The 19267-nt window shown below is 71.4% G+C and carries 16 protein-coding genes; 5 read left to right on the top strand and 11 right to left on the bottom strand.

All coding sequences use genetic code 11. From position 1 onward, the window contains the following. Positions 1 to 9: 9 nt before the first annotated feature. From htpX to pyrC, 4 genes are read right to left on the bottom strand one after another with little or no spacing between them, the layout of a single operon-like run. Positions 10 to 885 carry a protease HtpX gene (gene htpX / locus DRV96_RS09845; RefSeq protein ID WP_119290440.1) on the bottom strand — a complete coding sequence of 292 codons (876 nt, stop codon included), beginning with the start codon at positions 883 to 885 and terminating at the stop codon, positions 10 to 12. Continuing rightward, positions 882 to 1742 carry a DUF3025 domain-containing protein gene (locus DRV96_RS09840; protein WP_119290438.1) on the bottom strand — a complete coding sequence of 287 codons (861 nt, stop codon included), beginning with the start codon at positions 1740 to 1742 and terminating at the stop codon, positions 882 to 884. Before DRV96_RS09840 ends, htpX begins: the two co-directional genes overlap by 4 nt. Continuing rightward, positions 1711 to 2499: an NYN domain-containing protein gene (locus tag DRV96_RS09835; RefSeq protein ID WP_119290436.1), complete on the bottom strand. Its 789-nt coding sequence runs from the start codon at positions 2497 to 2499 to the stop codon at positions 1711 to 1713. The genes DRV96_RS09840 and DRV96_RS09835 overlap by 32 nt, the downstream gene beginning before the upstream one ends. Then, positions 2496 to 3530, bottom strand: coding sequence for a dihydroorotase (gene pyrC, locus DRV96_RS09830; RefSeq protein ID WP_119290434.1), 1035 nt, complete (start codon positions 3528 to 3530; stop codon positions 2496 to 2498). Before pyrC ends, DRV96_RS09835 begins: the two co-directional genes overlap by 4 nt. 183 nt (positions 3531 to 3713) lie before the next feature. Here pyrC and cfa point away from each other — a divergent pair, with 183 nt between their 5' ends. Continuing rightward, a complete protein-coding gene (gene cfa / locus DRV96_RS09825) occupies positions 3714 to 4898 on the top strand; it encodes a cyclopropane fatty acyl phospholipid synthase (protein WP_119290432.1) in 1185 nt (394 codons plus the stop codon). A gap of 187 nt (positions 4899 to 5085) precedes the next feature. On the opposite strand, the gene DRV96_RS09820 is transcribed toward cfa, so the two are convergent. Continuing rightward, a complete protein-coding gene (locus DRV96_RS09820) occupies positions 5086 to 6996 on the bottom strand; it encodes an ABCB family ABC transporter ATP-binding protein/permease (RefSeq protein ID WP_119290430.1) in 1911 nt (636 codons plus the stop codon). Positions 6997 to 7036: 40 nt separating this feature from the next. On the opposite strand from DRV96_RS09820, the gene DRV96_RS09815 reads away from it, so the two are divergent. Next, positions 7037 to 7450, top strand: a complete 414-nt coding sequence (locus DRV96_RS09815) for an acyl-CoA thioesterase (protein WP_119290514.1) — start codon at positions 7037 to 7039, stop codon at positions 7448 to 7450. 21 nt (positions 7451 to 7471) lie between these two features. Here the strand turns inward: DRV96_RS09815 and DRV96_RS09810 are convergent, their stop codons facing one another. The 6 genes from DRV96_RS09810 to DRV96_RS09785 are packed head-to-tail and all read right to left on the bottom strand — an operon-like array spanning position 7472 to position 15230. Beyond that, positions 7472 to 8215 (bottom strand): SGNH/GDSL hydrolase family protein, encoded by a 744-nt coding sequence (locus DRV96_RS09810; protein WP_119290428.1) that lies wholly within the window; start codon positions 8213 to 8215, stop codon positions 7472 to 7474. A gap of 19 nt (positions 8216 to 8234) precedes the next feature. Beyond that, positions 8235 to 9002 (bottom strand): enoyl-CoA hydratase-related protein, encoded by a 768-nt coding sequence (locus DRV96_RS09805; RefSeq protein WP_235823360.1) that lies wholly within the window; start codon positions 9000 to 9002, stop codon positions 8235 to 8237. A 20-nt stretch (positions 9003 to 9022) separates the two neighbouring features. Continuing rightward, entirely contained in the window at positions 9023 to 10252 is a 1230-nt protein-coding gene (locus tag DRV96_RS09800; protein ID WP_119290426.1) for an acetyl-CoA C-acyltransferase, read from the bottom strand. A 13-nt stretch (positions 10253 to 10265) separates the two neighbouring features. Further along, on the bottom strand, positions 10266 to 12659 hold the full coding sequence (locus tag DRV96_RS09795; protein ID WP_119290424.1) for a 3-hydroxyacyl-CoA dehydrogenase/enoyl-CoA hydratase family protein: 2394 nt from the start codon (positions 12657 to 12659) through the stop codon (positions 10266 to 10268). Positions 12660 to 12696: 37 nt separating this feature from the next. Further along, a complete protein-coding gene (locus tag DRV96_RS09790; RefSeq protein ID WP_119290422.1) occupies positions 12697 to 14487 on the bottom strand; it encodes an acyl-CoA dehydrogenase C-terminal domain-containing protein in 1791 nt (596 codons plus the stop codon). 50 nt (positions 14488 to 14537) lie between these two features. After that, complete coding sequence (locus DRV96_RS09785) at positions 14538 to 15230, bottom strand: TetR/AcrR family transcriptional regulator (protein ID WP_119290507.1); 693 nt, start codon at positions 15228 to 15230, stop codon at positions 14538 to 14540. Positions 15231 to 15531: 301 nt separating this feature from the next. Between DRV96_RS09785 and DRV96_RS09780 the strand changes: the two genes are divergently transcribed. From DRV96_RS09780 to DRV96_RS09770, 3 genes are all read left to right on the top strand, one after another. Then, positions 15532 to 15993, top strand: a complete 462-nt coding sequence (locus DRV96_RS09780) for a (2Fe-2S)-binding protein (RefSeq protein ID WP_119290420.1) — start codon at positions 15532 to 15534, stop codon at positions 15991 to 15993. Positions 15994 to 16004: 11 nt separating this feature from the next. Next, positions 16005 to 18167, top strand: coding sequence for a xanthine dehydrogenase family protein molybdopterin-binding subunit (locus tag DRV96_RS09775; protein ID WP_162911008.1), 2163 nt, complete (start codon positions 16005 to 16007; stop codon positions 18165 to 18167). A gap of 92 nt (positions 18168 to 18259) precedes the next feature. Then, complete coding sequence (locus DRV96_RS09770; protein ID WP_119290416.1) at positions 18260 to 19240, top strand: ketopantoate reductase family protein; 981 nt, start codon at positions 18260 to 18262, stop codon at positions 19238 to 19240. Positions 19241 to 19267: the final 27 nt, after the last annotated feature.

The raw sequence follows: 19267 nt of genomic DNA, 5'->3' as shown, positions 1-19267 counted from the left end.
TATCCCTTTTCAGCGTCCCATCTGCTGCAGCGCGGCGATGCGCTGCTCGATCGGCGGGTGCGTCGACAGCAGCGCCATGATGCCGCTCTTGCCGCTGATGCCCATCGCCTCGACGGCCTGCGGCAGCTCGCCCGGCTGCAGTCCGCCCAGGCGCGCGAGCGCGTTGATCATCGGCTGCGGGCGGCCCATCAGGCGCGCCGCGTCGCGGTCGGCGCGGAATTCGCGCTGGCGGCTGAACCACGCGACGATGATCGCCGCGAGCACGCCGAGCACGAGGTCGAGCACGATCGTCGACACGTAGTAGCCGATGCCCGGGCCCTCGTTCTGGTTGCGCAGCACGACGCGGTCGGCGATGTAGCCGATCACGCGCGACAGGAACACGACGAAGGTGTTCATCACGCCCTGGATCAGCGTCATCGTGACCATGTCGCCGTTGGCCACGTGCGCGACCTCGTGGCCGATCACCGCCTCGACCTCCTCGCGGTTCATGCTCTGCAGCAGCCCGGTCGAGACCGCGACCAGCGCCGAGTTCTTGAACGCGCCGGTCGCGAACGCATTGGGCGCACCCTCGTAGATCGCGACCTCGGGCATGCGGATGCCGGCCTGGTTCGCAAACTTCTGCACCGTGGCGACGATCCACTGGTGCACCGGGTCGCGCGAGTCGTTGATGACCTGCGCCCGCGTGCTGAACTTGGCCATCGGCTTGCTGATCAGCAGCGAGATGAACGCGCCGCCGAAGCCCATCACGAACGCGAACCCGAGCAGCGCGCTCAGATCGAGCCCCTGCGCCGTCAGGAATCGGTTCAGGCCGAGCACGTTGGCGACGATGCCCAGCACGACGACCACCGCGAGGTTGGTGGCCAGGAACAGAACGATGCGCTTCATGGTGTGGTCGTTGTTGAAGGTTGCGTAGGCGCCCGCGGCAGGCCGACGGGCTGACCCGACAGCGCGCTTAGTTGGGGGCGGTCGCGACGAGTTCCAGGCCCTGGCCGGAACACGGCCGCATCGGCGTAGAACGTCAAGGCGTCATTGTCGGGCCACCAGCCGGGCACGCCCAGCACCGGCAGCGGCGTCCACGACGCCGGCGTCAGGCCGCTCGGCAGGGCGGGGGCGTCGAAGTGCGCGGCGGGCACGCACCACGCGTGCGCCGTCAGCGCCTTGCGCGGCGCGCGCGCGAGTTGCTCCAGCAAGCCGTGGCCGACGACCTCGAGCCGCGCCTGCGCCCACGCCGCACGGTGCCCGACGAACAGCGCGGCCCAGTCGCGCCGGCGCAAGGCCTCGACGAGCCCGGGCGGCGCCGCGAGCAGCACGCCGTTCTCGTCGAGCAGCGTCAGCGCGTCGCGCACCGCGCCGCGCCGCCCGCCGGCGCCGTGCCGCGCGATCTGCTGCGCATGAGCGTGATTGAGTGCCCACTTCAGTGCCGGCCGATGCAGCCAGACCAGCCCGTTCAACGCGTCGTGCAGCGTGTCGCGCACCGGCACGGCGCGCGTGCGCGCGACGAGCGCCTCGTACGGCTCGGCCGCCCGGCGCCCCGCTGCCGCGACGAAGACGGGCGCCGCGCCGACGCCGTGCACCCGCGCGGTGACGTTCAGCGCGTCGGCGAGCGCTGCACTGCCGCGCCACACCGCCCACAGCGCCGGCCCGAGCCGCGCCCACGGCGCGAACCAGGGCCGCGACCAGTCCGGCTCGGCCGGCGGACGGTGCGGCGGCTCAGTCGGCGCGCGACTCGCTGCGCGTGGCACGACGGTCGCGCACGTACAGGTGCGAGCCGCGCTTCTCGACGTCGAACAGCCCGATCGCCTCGATCAGGTCGCCGAGCTTCTTGAAGCCGTGGTTGCGCGGGTCGAAGCTGGCCTGGTTGGCGATCTGCGAGCCCACCGCGCCGAGCTGCGACCAGCCGTCCTCGCCGGCGGCGTTCTCGACCGCGTTGCGCAGCAGGCTCACGAGTCGCGCATCGCGCCGCAGCTCGGCCGCCGTCGGCCTGCGCGGTGCGGCGGATTTCGCCTTGCCGGACTTCGCGACGCCGGCCTCGGCGGCGGCCTCGTCGCGACCCTCGCCCAGGCTTTCGAGGTACAGGAAGCGCGAGCACGCGGCGACGAACGGCTCGGGCGTCTTCTTCGCGCCGAAGCCGTAGACGGTCGCGCCCTTGGCGCGCAGGTGCATCACCAGCGGCGTGAAGTCGGCGTCCGACGAGACGATGCCGAACGCGTCGGGGCGGTCGGTGTACAGCAGGTCGAGCGCGTCGATCGCGATCAGCATGTCGGTCGCGTTCTTGCCCTTGCTGACGTCGAACTGCTGGATCGGCCGAATCGCAAACTCGTGCAGCACCTTCTCCCAGCCCTTGAGCTCGTTCTTCTTCCAGTTGCCGTAGGCGCGGCGGATGTTGGTGACGCCGAGCTTGGCCAGCTCGGCGAGGATGACCTCGATCTTGGCCGCCGGCGAGTTGTCGGCGTCGATCAGCAGCGCGATGTGGCGCTCGGTGCGAGCGTTACCGTTCATGCCGCGAGCCTCCAGGCCAGCGTCTCGCCGCCACGCAGCGGCTTGAGCGTCGCATCGCCGAACGGCACCGTCTCGGGCAGCGTCCACGGCTCGCGCCGCAGCGTGACGGTGCCGCGGTTGCGCGGCAGCCCGTAGAAGTCGGCACCATGGAAGCTTGCAAAGCCCTCGAGGCGGTCGAGCGCACCGGCGGCGTCGAACGCCTCGGCGTACAGCTCGAGCGCGGCGAGCGCGGTGTAGCAGCCGGCGCAGCCGCTCGCGTGCTCCTTCAGGTGCGCCGGGTGCGGTGCGCTGTCGGTGCCGAGGAAGAACTTCGGGTTGCCCGAGGTCGCCGCGGCCACCAGCGCGCGGCGGTGTTCCTCGCGCTTGAGCACCGGCAGACAGTAATAGTGCGGGCGGAGGCCGCCGGCGAAGATTGCGTTGCGGTTGTACAGCAGGTGGTGCGCGGTGATCGTCGCCGCGGTGTTCGCATCGGCGTCGCGCACGTACTGCGCCGCCTCCTTCGTCGTGATGTGCTCGAAGACGATCTTCAAGCCGGGAAAGTCGCGCCGCAGCGGCTGCAGCACGCGCTCGATGAACACCGCCTCGCGGTCGAACACGTCGATCTCGGCGTCGGTCACCTCGCCGTGCATGAGCAGCAGCAGGCCCTCGCGCTGCATCGCCTCGAGCGTCGCGTACGTGCGGCGCACGTCGGTGACGCCGGCGTCGCTGTTCGTCGTCGCACCGGCCGGATAGAGCTTGACGGCGACGACGCCCGCGGCCTTCGCACGGCGGATCTCGTCGGGCGGCAGGTTGTCGGTCAGGTACAGCGTCATCAGCGGGGTGAAGTCCAGCCCCGGCGGCACCGCCGCGACGATGCGCTCGCGGTAGGCCTGCGCGGCCGCGGCCGTCGCCACCGGCGGGCGCAGGTTGGGCATCACGATGGCGCGCGCGAACTGGCGCGCGGTGTGCGGCACGACGGCGGCCATCGCGGCGCCGTCGCGCAGATGCAGGTGCCAGTCGTCGGGGCGGGTCAGCGTCAGCGTCGCGGTCATGTGCGGGATTGTCCCACCTCGCCCGAGCGCGCCGCTGGTGCGATGGTGTAGCTCTATCCCGGCGATCGAAGATGCCTATGTCGGCCCGGCGGGTTGGCGGCAGAATCGGTCGCGAAGTTTCGTCGTGCCGGTGCCTTCGCGCCGGTGCGGTTCCCACCGCTCGCCACCCCGACGAGGACCACGATGGGCTCCAACGAAGCCACGCTGCCGTCGCGGCAGCCGTCGCCGCGCAGCGATGCGCGGCCGCCGAAGATCATCGAGGAGCTGCTGGCGCACGCCGACGTGCGCATCAACGGCAGCCGGCCCTGGGACATCCAGGTGCGCGACGCACGCCTGTACCGCCGCGTGCTGACGCAGTGGTCGCTCGGCCTCGGCGAGGCCTACATGGACGGCGACTGGGACTGCGAGCAGCTCGACGAGCTGTTCCACCGCCTGATGCGCACCGACATCGAGTCCCGCGCGGTGGGCACCGCCAAGCTGCGGCTGGCGCTCGAGACGCTGCGCCACAGTCTGCTGAACCTGCAGTCGCAGGGCCGCGCGTTCGAGGTCGGCGAGAAGCACTACGACGCCGGCAACGACGTCTTCGAGCGCATGCTCGACTCGCGCATGATCTATTCGTGCGCGTACTGGGAGCGTGCCGCCGACCTCGAGCAGGCGCAGCTCGACAAGCTAGAGATGATCTGCCGCAAGCTGCAGCTGCAGCCCGGCGAGACGCTGCTCGACATCGGCTGCGGCTGGGGGGGGCTGGCGCGCTTCGCCGCCGAGCGCTTCGGCGTGCGGGTGGTCGGCGTCACGGTGTCGAAGGAGCAGCTCGCGCTCGCGCAGCAGCGCTGCGCCGGCCTGCCGGTCGAACTGAAGCTGCTCGACTACCGTGACCTGCAGGGGCAGTTCGACAAGATCGTCTCGGTGGGCATGTTCGAGCACGTCGGGCCGAAGAACTACGAGGTGTACTTCGACACCGTGCGCCGGCTGCTCAAGCCCGGCGGTCTGTTCCTGCTGCACACGATCGGCATCGACGTCACGTCGCCGCGCACCGACCCGTGGATCGACCGCTACATCTTCCCCAACGGCAAGCTGCCGTCGGCGGTCGAGATCGCGCGCGCCGTCGAGGGCCGCTTCCTCGTCGAAGACTGGCACAACTTCGGCCCCGACTACGACCGCACGCTGATGGCGTGGCACGCCAACTTCGAGCGCGCGTGGCCGCAGCTGAAGGACCGCTATCCGCAGCGCTTCCAGCGCATGTTCCGCTACTACCTGCTGTGCTGCGCCGGCTTCTTCCGCTCGCGGCAGGGACAGCTGTGGCAGGTCGTGCTCGCCGGGCGCGAGCGGCGCGAGGCCTACCGGTCGGTGCGCTTCTCGGCGGTGTGAGGCGTGACGCGGCGTGCAGCCGGCGGCGGCTCTCTTCGCTGCACGCCGACGGCCCGTCGTGTTCCTTGAGCGTCGGGTAAGCGCGCAAAGGTCGTGGCGGCAGGGCGACGGCGGTGCCTGCGTCCCCTGCAAACCGTCGCATGCGGACGGTCGCGGACGGCCGCAACGGGCCGAGTGCCGGCCATCGCTACCCGCCCGGCACACCCGGCGTCGATGGGGATCGAACCTGCGCGTCGCCCGCCGAGCCGTCCGCGCGGTCGCCGTCACGGCCGCTTTGCTGGAGCCGCCACATGCGCGCGTACGCGCCGTCGCGCGCGAGGAGTTCGGCGTGCGTGCCCTGCTCGACGATGCGCCCGCCGTCGAGCACGACGATCGCGTGCGCGTCGACGACGGTGCTCAGCCGGTGCGCGATCACGAGTGCCGTCTTGCCCTGCGCGGCGCTCTTGAGCTCGGCCTGGATCGCGCGCTCGTTGGCCGAGTCGAGCGCCGACGTCGCCTCGTCGAAGATCAGGATCGGCGGGTTCTTCAGCAGCGTGCGCGCGATCGCGACGCGCTGCTTCTCGCCGCCCGAGAGCTTGAGCCCGCGCTCGCCGACCATCGTCTGGTAGCCCATCGGCGTGCTGGCGATGAAGTCGTGGATGTGCGCCGCCTTCGCCGCCGCGACGACCTCGTCGTGGCTCGCGCCCGGGCGGCCGTAGGCGATGTTGTATTCGATCGTGTCGTTGAACAGCACCGTGTCCTGCGGCACGATGCCGATCGCGCGGCGCAGGCTGGCCTGCGTCACGGTGCGGATGTCCTGCCCGTCGATCGTGATGCGCCCGCCGGTGACGTCGTAGAAGCGGTACAGCAGCCGCGCGAGCGTGCTCTTGCCCGCGCCCGAGGGGCCGACGACGGCGACCGTCTTGCCGGCCGGAATCTCGAAGCTCACGTGGTGCAGGATCGTGCGCGCCGGCTTCGTGCCGCCCTCGGGCCGCTCGTACGCGAACGACACGTCTTCGAAGCGCACGACGCCGCGCGTGACGACGAGATCGCGCGCCCCCGGCGCGTCGGCCACTTCGCGCTCGCGCTCGAGCAGGCCGAACATCTTGTCGAGGTCGGTCAGGCTCTGCTTGATCTCGCGGTACAGCACGCCGAGGAAGTTCAGCGGGATGTACAGCTGGATCATGAACGCGTTGATCATCACCAGGTCGCCGAGCGTCATCGTGCCCGCGACGACGCCCTGCGTCGCGCGCCACAGCATCGCGACGAGGGCGGTGGCGATGATCAGCTGCTGCCCGCTGTTGAGCAGGCTCAGCGTGCTCTGGCTCTTGAGCGCGGCGCGGCGCAGGCGCTCGAGGCTCTCGTCGTAGCGCCGGGCCTCGAAGTCCTCGTTGTTGAAGTACTTGACGGTCTCGTAGTTCAGCAGCGAGTCGATCGCGCGCGAGTGCGCGCGCGCGTCGAGCTCGTTCATCTGGCGGCGGAACTGCGTGCGCCACTCGGTGACGCTGACGGTGAACGCGACGTAGACGACGAGCGCGCCGAGCGTGATCCACGCGAATGCGGCGTCGAACTTCCACGCCAGGATCGCGAGCACGAGGCCGACCTCGATGAGGGTGGGCAGGATGCTGTAGAGCGAGTACGAGATCAGCGAGTGCACCGCGCGCGTGCCGCGCTCGATGTCGCGCGTCATGCCGCCGGTCTGGCGCTCGAGGTGGAAGCGCAGGCTCAGGTCGTGCAGGTGGCGGAACACCTTCAGGCTGACGCTGCGCGCGGCGCCCTCGGTGGCCTTCGCGAAGATCAGCTCGCGCAGCTCGGTGAACAGCGTCGTCGACAGCCGCAGCGCGCCGTAGGCGACGATCAGCCCGACCGGCACGACGAGCAGCGCGGCGGCGTCGCCGGGCTTGACCGACAGGCTGTCGACGAGGTTCTTCAGCAGCACCGGCACCCCGACGTTGGCGAGCTTGGCCGCGAGCATGAACCCCAGCGCGATCGCAACGCGCCAGCGGTAGTGCCAGAAGTACGGCAGCAGCTTGGCCAGCGTGCGCCAGTCCGAGCGCCGCTGCGCCGGGTCGGCGGTGGGCAGGGGGGCGGAGGACGAACCGTGGGCGAGCGCACGCATCGTGTGAGAATCCTTCGGCTGTCAACCTCCAATGATGCCGATGTCCACCGATTCGCGCCCGTCGACCGGCGTGCAACTGCCCACCGACAAGGAGCTCGTGCTGCGCGTGATCCCGCTGCCGGCCGACGTCAACGCCAGCGGCGACATCTTCGGCGGGTGGGTGATGGCGCAGGTCGACCTGGCCGGCGCCGTGCTGCCACTGCGCATCGCGCAGGGCCGCATCGCGACGGTGGCGGTCAACCAGTTCGTGTTCAAGCAGCCGGTGCGCGTCGGCGATCTGCTGAGCTTCTACGCCGAGGTGGTGCGCATCGGCACCACGTCGATCACCGTCAACGTCGAGGTCTACGCACAGCGCCTCGACGCGCAGCACCAGGTCGTCAAGGTCACCGAGGCGACGCTGACCTACGTTGCAACCGACGCCCAGGGGCGGCCGCGGCCCGTGCCGCGCGGCTGACCGGCAGCCGACTTCGGGCCTTCAGCGCGCGCGAGCCGTCGGCGCCAGCCGCGGCCACACGTGCGCCGCAATGTGATCGGCCAGCGCCAGCCCGCACAGCCGGTACACCGGCTCGCCGGGGTGAAAGCCGTCGCTGGCCATCACCTTCGGGGCCAGCGGCAGGTCGATCGGAATGTGGCTAACGTCGTCGCGCCGCTGCGCCCAGCGCGCCAGTGCGGCGTCGTGACGGCGCGCGTCGGCACCCATCGCCCAGCGCAGCGGCTGCGGCAGGCCAGGGAAGCGGTGCACCGGCGGCAGCGGCATGAAGACGACGTGGCGCACGCCGCAGCGCTCGCGCAGGTGCGCGACGAGCCGCTCGCGCGCCGCGAGCGCGCGCCGCGGCGGCACCTGGTCGATCACGTCGTTGACGCCGAGCGCGAACACGGCGACGTCGGCGCGCCACGGCGGCGCCGCCTCGATCAGCAGGTCCGCGCACTGCGCCGTCGTCAGCCCCGAGCGTGCGACGAGCCGCCACGCGACGGCGCCGCCCACGCGCTCGGCGAGTGCGCGCACGGTGTGACCGGCCAGCGCCTGGTCCTGCGTCGCAACGCCGACGCCGGCGGCCGACGAGTCGCCGCCGATCAGCAGCCGCAGCGCGACGGGGCCGTCGCCCGCCACGCCTTCGCGCGCGCCCTCGGCCTCGGGCAGCCGCGGCAGGCGCCGGCGCGTGGCCAGCGCCTGCGCGACGAGCAGCGGGCTGAGCACCAGCTTGGCGGCCAGGCCCATCGCACGCCGCCCGCGGGGGTCAGAACTTGCTGAAGTCCGGCGCGCGCTTCTGGAAGAAGGCCTGGAAGGCTTCCATCGCCTCCGGGCTGCGCAGCCGGCGGGTGAAGATCTCGGCCTCGGCGGCGATGACCTGCATCACCTGCTCGCGCTGCGGCGCGCGCATCAGCGCCTTCGCGTCGCGCACGGCCCCCGGCGGCAGCGCGTTGAAGCGCTCGGCCACGCGCCGCGCGTGCGGCAGCACCTCGGCCGGCGGCAGCACCGCGTTGGCGATGCCGCAGGCGACCGCCTCCTCGGCGCCGAACGGGTCGCCGAGCAGCAGCTTCTCGGCCGCGCGGCGCGGGCCCATCAGCTGCGGCACGAGCAGGCTCGACGCGTACTCGGGCACGAGCCCGAGGCCGACGAAGGGCATCGCGAGCCGCGCGTCGTCGGCGACGTAGACGAAGTCGCAGTGCAGCAGCATCGTCGTGCCGATGCCCACCGCGGCGCCGGTGACCGCGGCGACGACCGGCTTGTCACACTCGAGCAGCGCGCGCATGAAGCGCAGCACCGGGCTGTCCTCGCCCTGCGGCGGGCGCTGCACGAAGTCCTCGATGTCGTTGCCCGACGTGAAGACGCCCGGCTGGCCGGTGATCAGCAGCGCGCGCACCTCGCGCGCCGCGACCGCCGCCGCGATCGCGTCGGCCATCGCGGTGTACATCGCCTGCGTCAGAGCGTTCTTCTTCTCGGGGCGCGCGATCTCGATCGTCGCGACGCCGTTGAGCGTCGCCGTCTTGATGTGGGGCGTCACGGTCGTGCTCCTGCGACGGTCTACACGCGCTCGAAGATGCCGGCCGCACCCTGGCCGGTGCCGACGCACATCGTCACCATGCCGTACTTCAGGTTCCGGCGGCGCAGCGCGTGCACGACGGTGGCGGCGCGGATCGCACCGGTGGCACCCAGCGGGTGGCCCAGCGCGATCGCGCCGCCCATCGGGTTGACGACCGCCGGGTTCAGCCCGACGCTGTCGATCACCGCCAACGACTGCGCCGCGAACGCCTCGTTGAGCTCGATCCACCCGAGGTCGTCGAGCTTGAGCCCGGCGGCTTTCAGCGCCGCCGGGATCGCCTCGATCGGGCCGATGCCCATGATCTCGGGCGGCACCCCGCGCGCGGCGAAGCTGACGAAGCGCGCCAGCGGCTTGAGGTCGAAGCGCTTGACGGCCGCCTCGCTCGCGAGGATCAGGCAGCCGGCGCCATCGCTGGTCTGCGAGCTGTTGCCTGCCGTGACACTGCCCATGCCGGTGGCCTTGCCGGTGGGGTCCTTCGGCGACGCGAACACGGGCTTGAGCTTGGCCAGTGCCTCGAGCGTCGTGTCGGCGCGCGGGCCTTCGTCGAGCGTGACGGTACGCGTCGAGACCTCGACCTCGCCGGTGTCGAGGTTCGGACGGCGCGCGACGACGTCGACCGGCGTGATCTCGTCAGCGAACTCGCCGGCCTGCTGCGCGGCGATCGCGCGCCGGTGCGACTCGAGCGCGAACGCGTCCTGCCGCTCGCGGCTGACCTTCCACTGCAGCGCGACCTTCTCGGCGGTGAGCCCCATGCCGTAGGCGATGCCGACGTTCTCGTCCTTCGCGAACACGGCCGGGTTGAACGACGGCTTGTTGCCGCTCATCGGCACCATGCTCATGCTCTCGACGCCGCCGGCGATCATCACGTCGGCCTCGCCGACGCGGATGCGGTCGGCGGCCATCTGCACCGCGGTCAGCCCCGACGCGCAGAAGCGGTTGACGGTGACGCCGCCCACCGAGTTCGGCAGGCCGGCGAGCAGCGCCGCGACGCGCGCGACGTTGAGGCCCTGCTCGCCTTCGGGCATCGCGCAGCCGACGACGGCGTCCTCGATCGCCTTCGGGTCGAGGCCGGGCACCTGCTTCAGCGCGCCCTGGATCGCCGCGACGAGCAGGTCGTCGGGGCGCGTCGCGCGAAAGTAGCCGCGGCCCGCCTTGCCGATCGGCGTGCGCGTGGCGGCGACGATGTAGGCGTCCTGGATCTGCTTGCTCATCTTCGTCGCTCCTTCAGTTCCGAACGGGTTTGCCGGTCTGCAGCATGCCCATGATGCGTTCCTGCGTCTTCGGGTGGTCGAGCAGCGCGCAGAAGTGCTTGCGCTCGAGCGTCATCAGGTACTCCTCGCTGACCAGCGTCCCGGCGTCGACGTCGCCGCCACAGACGACGTCGGCGATCAGCGTGCCGAGGTGGTAGTCGTGCGCGCTGATCTGCCCGCCGTCGCGCATCGCGACGAGCTGCGCCTGGATCGTCGCCTTCGCCGAGCGGCCCGCGACCGGGAACAGCGTCTTCAGCGGCGGGCGCCAGCCGGCGTCGGCCATCGCCTTGACCTGCCCGATCGCGACGTGCAGTAGCTCGTCCTTGTGCGGCACGACGATGTCGCCGTCGAGCAGGTAGCCGAGCTTGCGGCTCTCGAGCGCGCTGGTGCCGACCTTGGCCATCGCCGCGGCCAGGTACCCCTCGCGCAGGAACGCGAGCAAGTCGGTGCCCGGCGCGGCGGCCGCCTGCTCGGCGGCGCGCCGCGCGATGTAGGCCAGCCCGCCGCCGCCGGGGATCAGCCCGACGCCGACCTCGACCAGCCCGACGTAGGTCTCCAGGTGCGCGACGCGCCGCGCGCAGTGCACCGCCAGCTCGCAGCCGCCACCCAGCGCCAGCCCGCGCATCGCCGCGACGACTGGCACCTGCGCGTAGCGGATGCGCAGCATCATGTCCTGCAGCTTTTTCTCCTCGGGTGCGATGCCCTTGGCGCCGAGCTTCATGAACACCGGCATCAGCGACTCGAGGTTCGCGCCGGCCGAGAACACGTCGTCGGGCGACCAGATCACGAGGCCCTGGTACTTGGCCTCGGCGATCTCGACCGCCTTGAGCAGCCCCTCGGTGACGGCCGGGCTGATCAGGTGCAGCTTGGCCGTGATCGACGCGATCAGCACCTGCCCGTCGAGCGTCCAGACGCGGATCTCGTCGTTGCGGAACTCCTCGACGCCGGCCTTCAGCGGGTCGTTCGGCGCCCAGCCGACGAGCGTCTCGGGGAACAGCTGGCGGCCGTAGACCGGCAGCGTCGCCAGCGGCACGAAGCGGCGCTCGGCGGCGCTCCACGAGCCCTCGGGCGTGTGCACGCCGCCGCGCTCGGCCACCGGGCCGTCGAACACCCAGTCGGGCAACGGCGCGTTGCTGAGTGCCTTGCCCGCGTCGATGTCCTCCTTGACCCACTGCGCGACCTGCGTCCAGCCGGCGGCCTGCCACAGCTCGAACGGCCCCTGCTGCATCCCGAAGCCGCGGCGCATCGCGAAGTCGACGTGGCGCGCGGTGTCGGCGATCTCGGCCAGGTGTACCGCGCAGTAGTGGAACGAGTCACGCAGGATCGCCCACACGAACTGCGCCTGCGGGTTGCTGCTCTCGCGCAGCAGCTTCAGCCGCTCGGGGGCGGGCTTCTTGAGCATGCGCTCGACGATCGCGTCGGCCTTCGCGCCGGCGGCCACGTACTCGCCGCCGGCCACGTCGAGGCGCAGGATGTCCTTGCCGACCTTCTTGTAGAACCCTGCGCCGCTCTTCTGCCCGAGCGCGCCCTGCTCGATCAGTCGCGCGAGCACCGGCGGCGTCGCGTAGGTGGCGTAGAACGGATCGCCCTGCAGGTTGTCCTGCATCGTCTTGATCACGTGCGCCATCGTGTCCAGACCGACGACGTCGGCGGTGCGGAACGTGCCGCTCGACGCGCGGCCGAGCTTCTTGCCGGTCAGATCGTCGACGACGTCGACCGTCAGACCGAACTTGCCGGCCTCGATCATCGTCGCGAGCATGCCGGCGATGCCGACGCGGTTGGCGATGAAGTTCGGCGTGTCCTTCGCGTGCACGACGCCCTTGCCGAGCGTCGTCGTGCAGAAGGTCTCGAGCTGCGCGAGCACGTCGGCGCGCGTGACCGGCGTCGGGATCAGCTCGACGAGCGACATGTAGCGCGGCGGGTTGAAAAAGTGCACGCCGCAAAAGCGCGGGCGGATCTCCTCGGGCAGCGCGTCGGCGAGCTTCGTGATCGACAGGCCCGAGGTGTTGCTCGCGACGATCGCGTGCGGCGCGACGAACGGTGCGACCTTGCGGTACAGGTCGAGCTTCCAGTCCATCCGTTCGGCGATCGCCTCGATCACCAGGTCGCAGCCGCGCAGCTTGTCGAGGTGCTCCTCGTAGTTCGCCGCCTCGATGTGGACGGCGTCGTCGGACACGCCCAGCGGCGCGGGCTTGAGCTTTTTCAGGCCGTCGATCGCTTTCGTGACGATGCCGTTCTTCGCGCCGTCCTTCGCGGGCAGGTCGAACAGCACGACGCTCACGCGCACGTTGACGAGGTGCGCGGCGATCTGCGCGCCCATCACGCCGGCGCCGAGCACGGCCACCTTGCGCACATTGAATCGTTCCATCGGGTGGGCTCCTTGCGGGGTCGTTGCGGGGGGGCGCTCAGAACAGTGCCTCGTCCATCGCCGCGAGCGGCTCGAGGCCGGCGCGCGCGCTGCGGATCAGCCCGGCGGTCTCGGGCAGCAGCTTGGCGAAGTAGAAGCGCGCGGTGTGCAGCTTGGCGGTGTAGAACGGGTCGCCGCTGCCCTGCTTGTCGAGCGCGATCTTGGCCATGCGCGCCCAGAAGTAGGCGAACACGAGGTGGCCGCACACGCGCAGGTAGTCGACGGCGGCGGCGCCGACCTCGTCGGGGTTCTTCATCGCCTTGAAGCCGATCTCGGTCGTCAGCTTCGTGACCTTGTCGCCGAGGTCGGCCAGCGGGTTGACGAACTCCAGCATCTTCTCGTCGACGCCGTGCTCCTCGACGAACTCGGCGATGCGACGGCCGAAGGCCTTGAGCTTCTTGCCGTTGTCGGCGAGCACCTTGCGCCCGAGCAGGTCCAGCGCCTGCACCGTGTTCGTGCCCTCGTAGATCATGTTGATGCGCGAGTCGCGCACGAACTGTTCCATGCCCCACTCGGCGATGTAGCCATGGCCGCCGAAGACCTGCAGGCAGTGCGACGTCGCGATCCAGCCGTTGTCGGTTAAGAAGGCCTTGATGATCGGCGTCAGCAGCGCGACTTCCTCGGCGCAGGCCTGGCGCACCTCGGGGTCGGGGTGGTGCAGCTCCTTGTCGATCAGCAGCGCCGTGTGCATCGCGAGCGCGCGCCCGCCCTCGGCGTAGGCGCGTGCGGTCAGCAGCATCTTGCGCACGTCGGGGTGGACGATGATGCGGTCGGCGCTCTGGTCGGGTTCCTTCGGACCCGACAGCGCGCGCATCTGGCGGCGCTCCTTCGCGTACGCCACCGCGTTCTGGTACGCGACCTCGGTCAGGCCGAGCGACTGGTTGCCCACGCCCAGGCGCGCGGCGTTCATCATCACGAACATCGCGGCCAGGCCGCGGTGCGGCTCGCCGACCAGCGTGCCGACCGCCCCGTCGAGCGTCATCTGGCACGTCGAGCTGCCGTGGATGCCCATCTTGTGCTCGAGCCCGGTGCAGTAGATCGGGTTGCGCGCGCCGAGCTGGCCGTCGGGGCCGACGAGGTACTTCGAGGCGACGAACAGGCTGATGCCCTTGCTGCCCGGCGGCGCGTCGGGCAGGCGCGCGAGCACCAGGTGCACGATGTTCTCGGCCAGGTCGTGCTCGCCGCCGCTGATGAAGATCTTCTGCCCGGTGAGCTTGTAGGTGCCGTCGGGCTGCGGCTCGGCCTTGGTGCGCAGCAGGCCGAGGTCGGTGCCGCAGTGCGGCTCGGTCAGGCACATCGTGCCGGCCCACTCGCCGCTGACGATCTTCGGCAGGTACAGCCGCTTCTGCTCGGGCGTGCCGTGCGCGAGCAGGCACTCGTAGGCGCCGTGCGCGAGGCCGGGATACATCGTCCACGCCTGGTTGGCGCTATTGAGCATCTCGTACAGGCACTGGTTGAGCAGCAGCGGCAGGCCCTGGCCGCCGTACTCGGGCTCGCACGACAGCGCGGGCCAGCCGCCGGCGACGTACTGCGCGTAGGCGTCCTTGAAGCCGGTGGGCGTGCGCACCTCGTGCGTGGCCTTGTCGAGCGTGCAGCCCTGACGGTCGCCGACCGGGTTCAGCGGCGCGAGCACCTTGGCCGCGAACTTGCCGGCCTCCTCGACGACGGCGTTGAGCGTGTCGGCGTCGACGTCGGCGTGGCGCGGGATCGACTTCAGCTCGTCGACCGCGTGCAGCAGCTCGTGCATCACGAACTGCATGTCGCGCAGCGGGGGGGTGTAAGTCGGCATGTCAGACGGCTCCTGGAAAGGTGGACACGGGACGGAAAGCGGGATGGGGGTCAGGACGGCGTGGCGAGCGTGTCGGCGCGCGCGCCCTGGACGCGGCGGCCCTTCGCGGTGGCGTGCTGCGCGACGATGCGCGCGAAGCCGGCACGCGCGCGGTCGAGCGCACCGGGCACGCGCAGGAAGCGCGCGTCGTGGTGCAGCGCGAGGATCAGGCCGTGGATCTCGAACAGCATCTGCTGCGCGTCGGTGTCGGGCTTCAGGTGACCCTCTTCGATCGCGATGCGGATCGCCCGTTCCAGCGCCGCGTGCCAGGCCTGTACCATCGCCGCGAGCGCGTCGCGCACGGGCCCCGGGCGGTCGTCGAATTCGACGGCGCCACTGATGTAGATGCAGCCCGAGTCGATCTCGCGCGACACGCGCCGCACCCACCGCTCGAACAGCGCCGCCAGCCGCGGCAGCCCGCGCGGCTCGCGGATCGCCGGGAAGAACACCTCGTCCTCGAAACGGCGGTGGTACTCGCGGATCACCGAGATCTGCAGTTCCTCGCGCGAGCCGAAGTGGGCGAACACCCCCGACTTGCTCATCTGCATGACCTCGGCCAGCGCGCCGATCGACAGCCCCTCGAGCCCCATCTGCGACGCCAGCGCGAGCGCGGCGTCGAGGATCGCCGCGCGCGTGAGCTGCCCCTTGTGCAGACCACCGCGCGCGGCGCGTGCGCCAACTCGCGCGCCGGCCGCGGCCTCGATGGCGGCGTCGGCGTCGTCGGCGGGCTTGGTGCTCACGGTGATACGCAAATCGAACGAACGATCGTTCTATTTTGAGGCAGCCCGCCGGCTGTGCGCACGACCACGGGCGGAATTTCTAGGCGCCGGTGCCTACTGCACCGTCGCGCGGCACGCGCCCGCCCGCGCGGTCTACGTGAGAACCCGAAGTGAACCCGGGCGGCGCGCAGGGTTTCTGCGCCGCCGCCCACAAAAACCCCACGCGCCGACGATATACAGACGATCCCGTACGGCCACGCGGCTGTGTACAACCGCTGGAGACCCCATGATCCGATTCACGCTCAACGGCCAGCCCGTGAGCACCGACGCCGCGGGCGACAAGCCGCTGCTGTGGGTGCTGTGCGAGGACCTGCAACTGACCGGCACGAAGTACGGCTGCGGCGTCGCGCAGTGCGGCGCGTGCACCGTGCACATCAACGGCGCACCGGCGCGCTCCTGCGTGACGCCGGTGTCGGCGGTGGCCGGTGCGCAGGTGACGACGATCGAGGGCCTGGCGCGCTCGCGCGAGGGCCAGGCGCTGGCCGCCGCGTGGATCGCCGAGCAGGCGCCGCAGTGCGGCTACTGCCAGTCGGGCCAGATGATGACCGCCGCCGCGGTGCTGAAGGACGCGCGCACGCCGCTGTCGCGCGAGCAGGTGCTCGCGCAGATGGCCGGCAACGTGTGCCGCTGCGGCACCTATAACCAGATCGCCGCCGCCGTCGTGCGCGCGCAGAAGACGCTCGCGTGAAGGAGGCGACGATGCATGCAACCGCTCAACCTGGCGCGCTGTCGCGCCGCAGCTTCCTCGTCGGCAGTGGCGCCGTCACGGTGGGCCTCGCGTTCGGCCGCCTGCCGCAGGCCCACGCGCAAGGCGCCGGCTTCTCGCCGGTCGCGTGGGTCGCGATCGCGGCCGACAACACGGCGACGATCTACTCGCCGGCCTCCGAGATGGGCCAGGGGACGATGACGGCGATCCCGATGGTGTTCGCCGAGGAGATGGAGCTCGACTGGAACAAGGTGCGCGTCGTGCAGGCGCCGCCGAACCCGCGCCTGTTCGGCAACCCGCGCTTCGGCGGCGGGCTGACCACCGGCGCGTCGCGCACCGTCCAGGGCTACTACGAGCCGCTACGCCTCGCGGGCCTGCAGGGCAGGCTCGTGATGCTCGGCGCCGCGGCCAGCGCGTGGGGCGTGCCGGTGGCCGAGCTGCGCGCCGAGAATAGCACCGTCGTCCACGTGCCCAGCGGCCGCCGCGTGAGCTACGGCGAGCTCGCGAAGACGGCCACCGCGCCGGCCGAGCTGCCGAAGGTCGACAAGACGATGCTCAAGCCGATGGCGCAGTTCAAGATCATCGGCAAGGATCTGCCGCGCGTCGACGTCGAGGCCAAGACCAACGGCACCGCCGTCTACGGCATCGACGTGCGCCTGCCGGGGATGCTGTACGCGTCGCTGCTGCCGGCGCCGGTGCAGGGCGAGCGCGCCGAGAGCGTCGACGACGCGGCGGCCAAGGCGGTGCCCGGCGTCAAGGCGGTGGTGACGCTGCCCACCGGCGTCGCGGTGGTCGCCGACTCGTTCCACACCGCGCGCAAGGCGCGCGAGCTGCTGAAGGTCACGTGGACGCGCAGCGCGAAGGCCCGTGCGTACGACTCCGACGCCGCGATGAAGGAGTTCGTCGCGCGTGCCGAGAACCTCGCCGACGCCGGCGTCACCTGGCACCAGCACGGCGACGCGCCGACCGCCATCGCCGGCGCCGCGCGCACGTTCAAGGCCACCTACACGAGCGAGCACGTCGCGCAGTTCACGATGGAGCCGATGAACTGCACGGCCAAGGTCGACGGCGAGCGCATCGAGCTGTGGGTGCCGTCGCAGACGGTGGGCTTCGTCGTCGGCGGCGTCGCCGCGGCCGGCGGCTTTAAGTCGGAAAACGTCAAGGTGAACATCACGCTGCTCGGCGGCGGCTACGGTCGCCGCGTCGAGGCCGAGTACGCCGTCGACGCGGCGCTGATCGCCAAGGCCGTGCCCGGCGTACCGGTGCAGCTGATCTGGACGCGCGAAGACGACATGCACCGCTCGAAGCCGCGGCCGATGACGGCGCAGCACCTGATCGCCGGCGTCGACGCGCAGGGCCGCATCGTCGGGCTGCAGCACCGCGTGACCGCCGAGCAGATCTACGGCCGCGTGCTGCCCGGCCCGTTCAAGGCCGGCGGCAGCAAGGACGTGCCGGTGATGGAAGGCTCCGAGGGCGTCTACGACTTCGGCAGCCATCTCGTGCAGCAGTGCCTCGAGGACCGCGGCATCGCGTGCAGCTTCTGGCGCGGCGTCGGCCCCGGCTACCTGAAATTCGCGCTCGAGACGCTGATCGACGAGATCGCCACCGCCTACCACCGCGACCCGCTGCAGGCGCGGCTGGAACTGCTGGCCAAGTCGCCGCGCGCGCAGGCGGTGCTGCGCGAAGTCGCGGCGATGTCGCAGTGGACGCGTGCACGCCCGGCCGGCCGCGCGCTCGGCATGGCGTTCTCCGACACGTGGAACAGCTTCATCGGCATGGTCGTCGATCTGTCGCTCGACCAGGGCAAGCCGGTGGTGCACAAGATCTGGGCCGCGGTCGACTGCGGGCACGCGCTGACGCCGCGCAACATCCAGACCCAGATCGAGGGCAGCGCGCTGTTCGGGATGTCGGCCGCGCTCGGCGAGAAGCTGACCTACAAGGGCGGCGAGCCGCAGCAGAAGAACCTCGACACCTACCCGCTGCTGCGCGCCAACGCCACACCCGAGGTCGAGGTCAAGGTGATGCCGACCGATCACTACCCCGGCGGCATCGGCGAGGTCGGCCTGCCGCCGGTCGCGCCGGCGATGGCCAACGCCATTGCCAGGCTGACCGGCAAGCGGCTGCGCACGCTGCCGTTCCCGGCCACGGTGGCCTGACGGCGCGTCGCCGCGGCACACGGCCCGCCCCGCCGGGGCGGGCCGTGTCGCTTCGTGGGCCTACCATCGCGCGATCGACGGGAGGGCGAGGCATGAAGGTCACGGTGGTCGGGCTCGGGGCGATCGGCGGTTTCGTCGCCGCGCGGCTGCTCGCCGCGGGGCACGACGTGCAGGCGCTCGCGCGCGGCGCGACGCTGGCCGCGGTGCGCGCGCGCGGCCTCGCGCTCGCGCACCGCGACGGCACGACGACGCATCACGCGATCACCGCGAGCGACCGCGCCGAGGCGCTGGCGCCGGCCGACCTCGTCGTCGTCGCGCTGAAGGGCCCGGCGCTGGTCGCTGGGATCGACGCGCTGGCGCCGCTGCTGGCGCACCGCCCGCTCGTGCTGCCGATGATGAACGGCGTGCCGTGGTGGTTCCTGCGCACCGCGCCGCAGCCCGACGCGCGCCCGCTGCAAAGCGTCGACCCCGGCGGGCGCATCGCCGACGCGATCACACTCGACGACGTGCTCGGCGCCGTCGTCCACGTCAGCTGCAGCTGCCCGGCGCCCGGGCACGTGAGGCACCACAACGGGCTGCGGCTGATCGTCGGCGAGCCGCGCGGCGGCGCGAGCGAACGCGTGCAGCGCGTCGCGGCGCTGCTGGCCGACGGCGGCTTCGAGGTCGAGACGAGCACCGACGTGCGCCGCGACGTCTGGTACAAGCTGTGGGGCAACATGACGATGAACCCGGTCTCGGCGCTGACCGGGGCCACCTGCGACCGCATCCTCGACGACGAGCTGGTGCGCGCCTTCATGGCGCGCGCGATGGACGAGGCGGCGGCGATCGGCGCGCGCATCGGCTGCCCGATCGCGCAGGGTGCCGACGACCGGATGGCGCTGACGCGCCAGCTCGGCGCGTTCAAGACCTCGATGCTGCAGGACGCCGAGGCCGGCCGGCCGCTCGAGCTCGACGCGCTGGTGGCCGCGGTGCGCGAGATCGGCCAGCGCGTCGGCGTGCCCACACCGCACGTCGACACGCTGCTCGGGCTGACGCGGCTGATGGCGCGCACGCGCGGCCTGCTGCCGGCATGACAGCGTGATGACGGCCGCGGTGCGCAC

It is taken from the genome of Azohydromonas sediminis, assembly GCF_003574675.1.
Lineage (GTDB): Bacteria > Pseudomonadota > Gammaproteobacteria > Burkholderiales > Burkholderiaceae_C > Calidifontimicrobium > Calidifontimicrobium sediminis.
The sequence above is the reverse complement of the archived record's forward strand: the minus strand, read 5'-3'. Positions and strand labels throughout refer to the sequence as shown.